A 10234-nucleotide genomic window follows, 5' to 3' on the forward strand; every position below is an offset into this window, starting at 1 on the left:
GCTTCTGCGTAATGAGCGATAAGCTGTGCATCTAATCGGTCGTTTTTAGCTCTTCGTCCAATGGCTCCTGCGAAGCGTTTAATGTGAATAGGGTTGGCACGAACAATAGGTAATTTGGCTTCTGCACATGCCAGGACAAAGGGCATTTCTAGGCGTCCGGTTGCTTCAATAACGATACGTTCAGGTGAGTGTTTCTTTATAATGTTGATGGCGTCTTTGATGCCTTTGTCGTTGTTTGACACAGTGAAAAAGAGATTAAGTGGTCGTATAAAAATATCGAGTTGCGCCTTGCCAGTATCAACGCCGATATTAATGTTTTGAAGTGTGTTGGTAATCATAATAAGCTAACTCTTGCTTGCGAAATGCGGGTTCGAGACCCAGTCGACTATTCGAGGTTTGTGCTTGGAGTCCTATGGGGTGTTCATGTTTGTTATCGGTCCCTCGACAGAGGAGCCAGCATTCAATCGAACTACCCTATAGAAAGCTTTAGTTGCAGCTAAAGCCTGGGTCTCACATTACCCGAATTTAGGAAAGATTATCCATACAAACGGCTCCAAGCCGCGTTATATGACAGACACAAGGAGTAGTCATGAGTGAATGGGATTCAGTAGCGGATACTGTTAACTTCAATTTAAAAATATCAATCAATGAATTTTTGGCTGCTGTCCCGTTTGGGTCCAAGATTTTGGATTTTGGCTGTGGATATGGTCGTATCACAAAGCAACTGTCGGATCTTGGCTATAGCGATGTGGTTGGTATTGATTCATCAAAGGAAATGGTGAGTCGTGGCATAAGTGAGGACCCAGAACTTGATCTACGGCACTCATCAACTGAAGTCTTACCTTTCTCCGGTGGTGAGTTTGATTCAATAGTTTTGTGTGCTGTTCTAACTTGTATTCCCGAGCAAAACTCTCGCAACAATGTCCTGAGCGAGCTGCGCAGAGTACTTAAACCTCAAGGTGTTATTTACTTAGCTGAATTTTGTTCAGACCAAAGTTTACGTTTTATGTCTGGCACAGGTGTCTCAATGTGGCACAGCTCAAAATCAGAGCTTGAACGACTATTAAAAGACTTCAAAATTGAAAGCTCTAAAGTAGTCGATACTCCGACTATGTCAGGCCATGAAAGCAAAGCAAGTCATATCATTGCGCAAAAAGTCATATAACAAATTGCTTAAGAGTGACGGCTAACCTTTGGCATTTTTGGTTCGGTTGGCTTTAGGGATTACGGTGGTTATGCTTGGGTTTCGTGGTGTTAGCCGCACCTTAGCAAGGCGTTATATGAGGAAGGATGAATTGTGTTAGTCTGGGATGAAACTGACATTATGGCTGTTTTAGAGGTAATACCAGAAGTAGAATCTGATGGTATTTGGCACCAATATATTATCGAAAAAGATGGCATCCAACTTAAAATCATAGTGTACCAATACGATGGTGATGTTCGCTTTGAGTTAATCAATACAAACAACGGTAGCAATCTATTCTCCATGCAGCTTATGAATTGCGAAGGTGTTCGAAGAGTCGTCGACAAAACTGGCGAATATTTGGAGTTTGCTCCAGCTAAATGCTTTGGTACCCGTTACGATGGAGAAGAATCAATACCCTTTGGTGTTAGGGTGCGCGCTAAACCAAGTATTGGTTTATCACTATATGGTTAGTACATATAACACATATGAGCCTTCTGCCAGTCAATAGGCAATAACATTCTATTGGCTGCGACAGCAGTCAATCCACCTCGGACAACAAAGTCATCTACTTCGTTTTGTCATTTCGGTCATTAAGCATGGCTTACGACAAACATATATAGAGGCTCTCTTATTGCGGTCTCAGCGCCGCTACACGCTTCTAATCCTATACGCATAGGTGGCATATTTGCTATGGTAGTCAGCAGCTTAGGGCGAGTGACGTATTTTTGGATGATGACCTTCCCTTTGAAGTAGACAACGTGGATACTAAAGTGATTTTTCGCTAAGTCGATACCGCCAAAATAAGAACAATTAGACATGGTGCCTCCAGTGTTAATCGATACCACCTCAAAGTGGCAGATCTTCGAAAGGGGGAATCCATGTCATTCGTTATAAGTGGCTAAATATCAGTTAAGGGACATACTATGTCAGGTAGTTACTACGTTTATGTTTACGTAGATCCAAGGAATTATGAAGAATTTTATTTTGGTAAAGGAAAAGGTTCTCGAAAGGATGAGCATCTTTTTGATAAAAGTGAGTCACTAAAAGTTAAGAGAATTAATGAAATAAAAGCTGCAGGCTTAAAACCAATAATCCGGGTTATCGCAAAAGACTTAACAGAAGGCGAAGCTTTTTTGATCGAAAAAACACTTCTTTGGAAACTTGGTAATCTAACAACTAACGTTGCTTCCGGGCATTTCAGTGATAAGTTCCGTCCTCATAACACCATGCATTTGGAACTTTCGGGATTTGATTTCCAAAATGGAATTTACTACTACAACGTTGGTGAAGGAGAACATAGATCTTGGGATGACTTTAGAAAATATGGCTTTATTTCAGCAGGGCAAGGTGTGCGTTGGAAAGACTCATTGAAAGGTTTTCAAAAAGGAGACATTTTTTCAGCTTACCTTAAATCTCACGGATTCGTCGGCGTTGGGCGTATTTTACAAGTAGCTAAACCAATTAGAGAAGTTTCTATTCAAGGCAAGCCACTCTTATCCCATGATTTAATCTGCCAAAACATGAATGACAATATCAACTCAGATGATCTTTGTGAATATGTTTGCTTAGTAAAGTGGTTATCCTCTGTTGAACGTAATGAGGCTAAATGGTTAAAAAAATCCGGCTTGTATACAACAACACATGTTCGTGCTTCACTGGATGGTCAGCCTGATACCATAGAGTTCATAGAAAAAGAGTTCGGTCTAGATATTCGAGCGCTGAAGAAATAAACCTAACACATATGAACCTTCCGCCTGCCAATAGGCAATAACGCTCTGTTGGCTGTGTTAGCAGCCAATCCATCTCGAACAACAAAGTCATCTAATTCGTTTTGTCATTTCGGTCATTAAGAATGGCTTATGACAAGTACATATAGAGGCTCTCTTATTGCGGTCTCACCGCAGCCAACAGCTCTTCGTTGGACACTGGACATTTATCGGTTAACCTCGTTTAAACCGTATGCATTTCGTTCACAAATCCGCGCCGCCACACACTTCTAATCCTATACGCATAGGTGGCATATTTGCTATGGTAGTCAGCAGCTTAGGGCGAGTGACAGATTTGTGGAGAATGACTTTTCCGTCAGAGTCGACGACGTGGATGCTAAAGTGTTTTATCGCTAGGTCGATACCGCCAAAATAAGAACAATTAGACTTGGTGCCTCCAGTGTTAATCGATACCACCTCAGTGTGGCAGATTTACGGAAGGGGGAATCCATGTCATTCGTTATATGCTAGGAGGTAAATATTAATTACAGCGAATTTAAAGCCATATTGGATAATATAGGCTTTGGTACATTTTATATCGAAAACGTAAGCAAGCGAAAGTTTTCAATAGAGTATAATAAGCGCAACAGTATAGTTGTTGAATCAGTTGTTGATGCCGGGAAAAGTTACAACTTATCAAATGAGAGCTTGTACCAAATATCCATTGATGAACAAATAGACACATTAGATCAACTTCAAGCGATTGATTCAAAGGATTTACTATTGGTATGTATTGAGATCTTTGACTGGGGAGGTGTACAGAAGTCAAATATTCTATTGGCTTTTAATATGTATCGCTCTGGAGAACTCGAAATCTTTCTGCGAAAATCTAAAGAATGGTTTGAGGATGAGACAACTCTGAGTGAGCCGAATTTCCCAGTAGTGTGGTCTAGTGGATGGACAAAAGTTTATTCATTTCTGTGTGACTCGGTAACAATATATGACTCAAGGGTAGCAGCCTTTCTTAATAGAGCCCTTGAAGAGTTTTGGTTTACTCTAGACAAAAATAATCAGGCGGAGCTTAAAAAGTTAACGAGTGGCTTATTAAGCTTTGGTGGCAATAAAACTAGCTCTGGAAATTACCGACTGCGAGTATTAGACAAAACAATGATGGATAGATTAGGGCTATACAAACAACCTAATGATAAAAAGAAAATGCTAGCAAATAAAAAAGCATCTTGGTTCATTCGTTACTTGGCAGAGTCCACTTTCGGTGAAAGTACTCAAGACAACTTTAGAAGCATTGATAAGTCAGCGTTTATGCTAGGGTTTGACTTAAAGCAGTGGTAACAAGAAAAGTTCGCATATAACACATATAAGCCTTCCGCCTATCAATAGGCAATAACGCTCTATTGGCTGCGATAACAGCCAATCCACCTCGAACAACAAAGTCATCTACTTCGCTTTGTCATTTCGGTTATTAAGTATGGCTTACGACAAACACATATAGAGGCTCTCTTATTGCGGTCTCACCGCAGCCAACGGCTCTTCGTTGGGGCACTAGACATTTATCGGTTAACCCTGGTTGGATCTAAGCTTTTCGCTCACAAATGCGCGCCTCCGCACGCTTCTAATCCTATACGTATAAGTGATATGTTTGCTATGGTAGTCAGCAGCTTAGGGCGAGTAGCAGATTTGTGGAGAATGACTTTTCCGTCATAGTCGACGACGTGGATGCTAAAGTGGTTTTTTGCTAGATCGATACAGCCCAAATAAGAACAATTAGACATGGTGCCTCAATTATTAATCGATACCACCTCAGTGTGGCAGATTCTAGGAAGGGAGAATCCATGTCATTCGTTATGTATTTTACATGGAGTATATCTTGAAAAAGTTTTTATTAGTTTCATCTTTAATCTTTAGTTTTCATGCACAATCCGCAGTGAATTGTTTTGGCAATGTAAGTAATGTTTACGTTGCAAAATCAGGAGAAGTAGTATTACACACTACTTGGCGAAATGGTTATCATAGTATTTGCTCTCTTAATGGAGATTGGAAAGGAGTTACAACAGAGGTATGTAAAGGTTGGTTATCAGTGGCTCAAACTGCACAAGTAACAAAATCACAGACAGTTATGAGATTCAACCTTAACTCTTGCAATGAAGTTGCATCGTACTCCAACGCCCAATCTCCTGAGTATCTAATGCTTTATGGGCTGTAAAATACATAACAAGCTGTTAAAGCTGGACAAATTACAGTTGGCTGGTTCCGCTCCGCTTCACATTATTGCCAACTACAATTTGCCCCTTAACAGGGCTACATGGATTCCCCCGGCTGTCAAACACCCGCTAAACTTCAAGTGATGGGTTTTGGACTGCCGCTCTACATTCGGTCTGTTTGTTGGTGATTTATGCTCACCATGACCCTGATTACTTTGCGCGACTGCGGTGCCTTATTAGTTAGATGACATTGGGTATGTCCATCGCATTAACAGGCTCTCCGCTCGTGGTCTTAACCTATCTCCATCCAGAGCGTTTGCTGTGACCCGGTGGATGTTCTCTTTCTACTGCTTGGTTTATTGGATTCATCAATGCCGTTCGTTCACGAACCCAGTGCTCTCATTCGATGTACCGACAATATGTCTTGTTGTTCGGAGGATTTTACAGGCACAAAACGCGTGGATGTGTGTTGAACGGCTTGGCATATGGCGACCGCATTATTGAGGTCATTCTTTCCTTTTACTCGATGTGGCACCACATATTTAACCGCCATGATTCGAGCATCATGCCCCAGTTTATTGAGCGTTCTTGCCCAATAATGCGCGCCGCCACACGCTTCTAATCCTATACGCATAGGTGGCATATTTGCTATGGTAGTCAGCAGCTTAGGGCGAGTGACGGATTTGTAGAGAATGACTTTTCCGTCAGAGTCGACGATGTGGATGCTAAAGTGGTTTTTCGCTAAGTCGATACCGCCAAAATAAGAACAAGACATGGTGCCTCCAGTGTTAATCGATATCACCTCAGTGTGGCAGATTCTAGGGAAGGGGGAATCCATGTCATTCGTTATGTGATTTTTTTAGCTCGGTGTAAATATAGGAGAAACAAGTCGTGACTAATGATGAACAGAGAGCATTGATTCACGAAATCGCAACAGCTGATCTTTTTAGTGAATCTTTAGCACTGTTTAATGTTACCAAGGAAATGTTGGGTAATTGCAAATTCATATTTGCTGCAGATAATGGTCCTTTACCTGGTCTTTCTGTGGGACGAGATTTTGAGAACGGTTCTGCAGTTCGTAGCCTTTTCAGTACAGAAAAAGTACTTGTGCTCGACAAGGAAACCTTGAATGAAATGTCTAAAGGAACGGCTAAGTTTCAAATAGATTACTCTATTTCATTAGATACTCAAGCGCTAAGCTATTTGGAGCCATACATAGTAGGGAATTCTAGTAAGCTTCCAAATGATTTCAAAGAAGTATTTAGTTTTATTTCTCAAGGAAATGTCTTCGTTGACCCTCTACCTTATATTCATGAGAATTACCAGAACTTGACCAATGAAAAGTCAGCTGAAAGAATATTTAGCAAGCTTAAAGCTTATGAGGTACTAAGGAATTTAGATATTGGCGAACTAGAGAATAAGTCTATTGTAAAAGCCTCTATTTCTGAAGAAGAATTGATATCAATAACACAGCAACAAATTTCGAGAATGTATAGGGACTTAAATAATGTCCCCTATATGAAGGAATTAGATATCAGTTTCAACTATCAGTATGCTCATTTACTCAAAATGATCTGTATCCAACTTGAGAATCCAAAGAAGAGTAGATATAAAAAAGTAAGTGAATTTTTAGACTTCTGCCATTTCGATGTTTCAGCCATTGGGTTTAGGGAGATTTTTATTGCCTGTGAGTTTTTTGAAAAAGGGCAGAAATTGTTTTTTTCAGCAAAATTCAAAAGAACAAGAAAGACCTATTTCAGATAGTCAAAGGTATGGCTTGGGACCTATACCATATAAGGCAGATGGAGCGCGTTTCAACTATACGCCCCGATCAACGAGCACGTTACTTTTTCCCCTCTTTTTTAACATGTGACAAACGCTTAGTTGAAGTATTAGATTTATATCCTCTAAAATGTTTAGCATATATTGAAGATGCATACGAGCCAATGCCATTTTTTAACCGTGATATAGTTGACACATTGGGCAAGACTGATATTGAAAAAGATGAAATACTTAACAAGTATTTCATAGAGTCGAAAGTCAATTATAGAGCAAAAAATAGAGATAAAGCTCGTAATGACTTTTCGGAGTTAGTACATAAGCTGGAAGATGAATTAAGTAAGGTAGCTAATGTATCCGTCTAAGCCAGCACTTCACACATAACACATATGAGCCTTCCGCCTGTCAATAGGCAATAACATTCTATTGGCTGCGATAGCAGCCAATCCACCTCGAACAACAAATCATCTACTTCGTTTCGTCATTTCGACCATTAAGCATAGCTTACGACGAACTCATATAGAGGTTCTCTTATTGCGGTCTCACCGCAACCAACAGCTCTTCATTGGGGCACTAAATATTTATCGCTTAACCCTAGCTGATTCTATTTAAACCGTATGCATTTCGTTTACAAATCCGCGCCGCCACACGCTTCTAATCCTATACGCATAGGTGGAATATTTGCTATGGTAGTCAGCAGCTTATGGCAAGTGACGGATTTGTAGAGAATGACTTTTCTTCGTTGGAGCAACGACGTGGATACTGAAGTGATTTTTCGCTAGGTCGATACCGCCAAAATAAGAACAATTAGACATGGCGCCTCCAGTGTTAATCGATACCACTTCAGTGTGGCAGATTCTAGGAAAGTGGAATCCATGTCATTCGTTATAAACCACATGAGTTTATGGATTAGAAAAGCATACCGATAAAAAATTCATTATAGATAGGAAGTAATAAATGAATACTGATGAACGCTTAAAAGTATTGAAGTTAAAAAATAAAAAGCTGTTTGGGTTCACTCATACTATGTGCATAGTTTTAGTAATTGGTTTTATAACCCTTACCTTATCAATAGCTTTGCCCCCTTCAGCTACAGCAATGCTTGTAGGAATTGCTGCTTTTTTTATTTTATATCACTACGCGGCATATGCTGTTAAAAAGACTAATAACAGAATTTCTTTACTTGAAACAAAGTATAGAGATCAGGATAAAAGCTTATAATAAGGGTGGGAGAACTATGAGAAAAATGGGTTCTTACGGTATACCGCTCATTGTAGGTGTTCTTCTATTCAATCTATACTCAGTTACTTACCACACTGAGTGGTATACTAAATCTGTAGCCAAAACTACAATTGCTCTGCTTCGAAACTTCGAACTGGAGCACCTAATTACGCAGATGGTATTTCCTGAAATTAGGTTCACATTTGATTTGGTAGGCGCTATAGTCTTAAGCTTGTTATTTACTGCTGGATTGGTGTTGTTATCTATAAAACTAAAAACTCTAGCCTATAACTCACAATTCATTACTCTTGGTGTGCTATTAGCATGTATTGCTAAATTAATATTGCCGATAATCGTTTTAAAGGGCATAGAGCGTGGTGCGGTTGGTTCGTTACAAGAGATGGATCTTACACTGTTTACTCAGCTTCAAATTGGGGTTGTTATTTGGTATTTACCGCTAGTTATCCTAGTACTTGTTTCAATGAGAGTGATAAGAATAAAAACATGACAAAGCGTTTAATTGAGCAGCCAACGGCTCTTCATTGGGGCACTAGACATTTATCGGTTAACCTCGTTTAAACCGTATGCATTTCGTTCGCAAATCCGCGCCGCTACACGCTTCTAGTCCTATACACATAGGTGGCATATTTGCTATGGTAGTCAGCAGCTTAGGGCGAGTGACGGATTTTTGGAAATTGACTTTCCCGTTGGAGCCAACGACGTGGATGCTAAAGTGATTTTTCGCTAAGTCGATGCCGCCTCAGTGTGGCAGTCTTCAAAGGGGAATCCATGTCATTCGTTATGTATCTAATTCGAGAGGTCGCTATATATGCAAGTATCATTAAAACCAATGAATGAAGAAAAATTCAGAGAATATTTAAACTTAGCAATCCCTACTTATGCAAAGAATAATATTGAATCAGGACGTTGGGATGAAAATGGGTCATTAGAGAAGTCTAAAAAAGAATACGACCACCTTTTACCTGAGGGTTTAGAAAGCAAAAATAATTATTTATTTAACGTCATAGAACATAATAACAATAATAATGTAGGCTATATTTGGGTGAAAGTAGATTCAAAATCTGCCTTTATATATGACATAGGAATATTTGAAGATTACCGTAGAAAAGGCTATGCCAAGTCAGCACTAAATTTGATTGAGGGCGTAGTTTCTAAGCTTGGGGTAACTAGCATAGGGCTTCATGTTTTTCATCAAAACTCTGGTGCACAGGACTTATATAATAACTTAGGATATCAGGTGGTTAGCCACAACATGTGCAAAGCAATCAGTACATAACACATATGAACCTTCCGACTGTCAATAGGCAATAACGCTCTGTTGGCTGTGTTAGCAGCCAATCCATCTCGAACGACAAAGTTATCTGCTTCGATTTGTCATTTCGGTCATTAAGCATGGCTTACGACAAGTACATATAGAGGTTTTCTTATTGCGATCTCACCACAGCCAACGGCTCTTCGTTGGGGCACTAGGTATTTATCGGTTAACCTCGTTTAAACCTTATGCATTTCGTTCACAAATCCGCGCCGCTACACGCTTCTAATCCTATACGTGTAGGTGGCATATTTGCTATGGTAGTCAGCAGCTTAGGGTGAGTAAAGGATTTGTGGGAATGACTTTTCCGTCAGAGTCGACACCGCAAAAATAAGAACAATTAGACATGGTGCCTCCAGTATTAATCGATACCACCCCAGTGTGGCAGATTCTAGGTCGGGAGGAATCAATGTCATTCGTTATATATATGGAGATGAAACTTGGAAACTTTTGGAACAGTCTATGCGAAAGCGATTGATGATTTAGCATCAAAAATATTCATTCCTGCCTTTATTAGTGCTGTATTTTCTGAAATTCCGTCTACTGTTGTTTCTAAAATAGGATTCTGGGGTACATATATTCCATTATTTATTCTTGGATTAGCTGTAGCTTCATTGATTATCATTGCTATATTTTATCTTGATGTATTAGCATTTGGAGGTAGAGGCGAATTTGGTACATATTTAGGGATGTTCTGTATGCCTCTTGGGGTAATTGGTTTGTTGCCTCAATATTTTGACAGTATTGCCCCTTACACGCAAGTTACCGGTTTTGCTTTATTAGCTTGGGC

12 protein-coding genes and 7 pseudogenes are annotated in these 10234 nt (G+C 39.8%); 11 read left to right on the forward strand and 8 right to left on the reverse strand.

Annotated features, from left to right (window positions below):
• On the reverse strand, window positions 1-338 hold a 338-nt coding region (locus RH89_RS07905), incomplete at its 3' end, for an IS110 family transposase (protein WP_004400898.1).
• Window positions 339-589: 251 nt separating this feature from the next.
• Here RH89_RS07905 and RH89_RS07910 point away from each other — a divergent pair.
• Complete coding sequence (locus tag RH89_RS07910; protein WP_004400901.1) at window positions 590-1165, forward strand: class I SAM-dependent methyltransferase; 576 nt, start codon at window positions 590-592, stop codon at window positions 1163-1165.
• Between the two features lie 132 nt (window positions 1166-1297).
• The gene (locus RH89_RS07915) at window positions 1298-1657 is read left to right on the forward strand and encodes a hypothetical protein (protein ID WP_004400902.1); all 360 of its coding nucleotides are present in this window, start codon (window positions 1298-1300) and stop codon (window positions 1655-1657) included.
• Window positions 1658-1827: 170 nt separating this feature from the next.
• Here the strand turns inward: RH89_RS07915 and RH89_RS07920 are convergent.
• A pseudogene (locus RH89_RS07920) lies at window positions 1828-2004 on the reverse strand (IS110 family transposase); the annotation flags it as partial.
• A gap of 105 nt (window positions 2005-2109) precedes the next feature.
• On the opposite strand from RH89_RS07920, the gene RH89_RS07925 reads away from it, so the two are divergent.
• A complete protein-coding gene (locus RH89_RS07925) occupies window positions 2110-2916 on the forward strand; it encodes a GIY-YIG nuclease family protein (RefSeq protein WP_004400905.1) in 807 nt (268 codons plus the stop codon).
• A 249-nt stretch (window positions 2917-3165) separates the two neighbouring features.
• Here the strand turns inward: RH89_RS07925 and RH89_RS29135 are convergent.
• Window positions 3166-3360, reverse strand: a pseudogene (locus RH89_RS29135) (hypothetical protein); the annotation flags it as partial.
• Window positions 3361-3459: 99 nt separating this feature from the next.
• Here RH89_RS29135 and RH89_RS07930 point away from each other — a divergent pair.
• On the forward strand, window positions 3460-4242 hold the full coding sequence (locus tag RH89_RS07930) for a hypothetical protein (RefSeq protein ID WP_004400907.1): 783 nt from the start codon (window positions 3460-3462) through the stop codon (window positions 4240-4242).
• A 260-nt stretch (window positions 4243-4502) separates the two neighbouring features.
• Here RH89_RS07930 and RH89_RS29140 read toward each other — a convergent pair.
• Window positions 4503-4682: pseudogene (locus RH89_RS29140) on the reverse strand (IS110 family transposase); the annotation flags it as partial.
• A 95-nt stretch (window positions 4683-4777) separates the two neighbouring features.
• Here RH89_RS29140 and RH89_RS29585 point away from each other — a divergent pair.
• The gene (locus tag RH89_RS29585) at window positions 4778-5113 is read left to right on the forward strand and encodes a hypothetical protein (RefSeq protein WP_139063250.1); all 336 of its coding nucleotides are present in this window, start codon (window positions 4778-4780) and stop codon (window positions 5111-5113) included.
• Window positions 5114-5474: 361 nt separating this feature from the next.
• Here the strand turns inward: RH89_RS29585 and RH89_RS07935 are convergent.
• A pseudogene (locus RH89_RS07935) lies at window positions 5475-5886 on the reverse strand (IS110 family transposase); the annotation flags it as partial.
• A gap of 116 nt (window positions 5887-6002) precedes the next feature.
• On the opposite strand from RH89_RS07935, the gene RH89_RS07940 reads away from it, so the two are divergent.
• Window positions 6003-6875, forward strand: a complete 873-nt coding sequence (locus RH89_RS07940) for a hypothetical protein (protein ID WP_050811510.1) — start codon at window positions 6003-6005, stop codon at window positions 6873-6875.
• A gap of 38 nt (window positions 6876-6913) precedes the next feature.
• Complete coding sequence (locus RH89_RS28650) at window positions 6914-7255, forward strand: hypothetical protein (RefSeq protein ID WP_158091115.1); 342 nt, start codon at window positions 6914-6916, stop codon at window positions 7253-7255.
• A gap of 272 nt (window positions 7256-7527) precedes the next feature.
• Here RH89_RS28650 and RH89_RS29595 read toward each other — a convergent pair.
• Window positions 7528-7705 (reverse strand): annotated as a pseudogene (locus RH89_RS29595) (IS110 family transposase); the annotation flags it as partial.
• A 142-nt stretch (window positions 7706-7847) separates the two neighbouring features.
• On the opposite strand from RH89_RS29595, the gene RH89_RS07945 reads away from it, so the two are divergent.
• Together RH89_RS07945 and RH89_RS07950 are read left to right on the forward strand one after the other, a co-directional pair.
• A complete protein-coding gene (locus RH89_RS07945; RefSeq protein WP_004400909.1) occupies window positions 7848-8111 on the forward strand; it encodes a hypothetical protein in 264 nt (87 codons plus the stop codon).
• 16 nt (window positions 8112-8127) lie between these two features.
• Window positions 8128-8619, forward strand: coding sequence for a hypothetical protein (locus tag RH89_RS07950; RefSeq protein ID WP_004400911.1), 492 nt, complete (start codon window positions 8128-8130; stop codon window positions 8617-8619).
• Window positions 8620-8715: 96 nt separating this feature from the next.
• Here RH89_RS07950 and RH89_RS29600 read toward each other — a convergent pair.
• A pseudogene (locus RH89_RS29600) lies at window positions 8716-8865 on the reverse strand (IS110 family transposase); the annotation flags it as partial.
• 75 nt (window positions 8866-8940) lie between these two features.
• On the opposite strand from RH89_RS29600, the gene RH89_RS07955 reads away from it, so the two are divergent.
• Complete coding sequence (locus tag RH89_RS07955; protein WP_004400912.1) at window positions 8941-9408, forward strand: GNAT family N-acetyltransferase; 468 nt, start codon at window positions 8941-8943, stop codon at window positions 9406-9408.
• Between the two features lie 244 nt (window positions 9409-9652).
• Here the strand turns inward: RH89_RS07955 and RH89_RS29605 are convergent.
• Window positions 9653-9792, reverse strand: a pseudogene (locus RH89_RS29605) (IS110 family transposase); the annotation flags it as partial.
• Window positions 9793-9884: 92 nt separating this feature from the next.
• Between RH89_RS29605 and RH89_RS07960 the strand changes: the two are divergent.
• A partial coding sequence (locus RH89_RS07960) for a hypothetical protein (protein ID WP_004400913.1) occupies window positions 9885-10234 on the forward strand: 350 nt, incomplete at its 3' end.

The organism is Vibrio nigripulchritudo ATCC 27043, from assembly GCF_000222685.1.
Taxonomy (GTDB): Bacteria; Pseudomonadota; Gammaproteobacteria; order Enterobacterales; family Vibrionaceae; genus Vibrio; species Vibrio nigripulchritudo.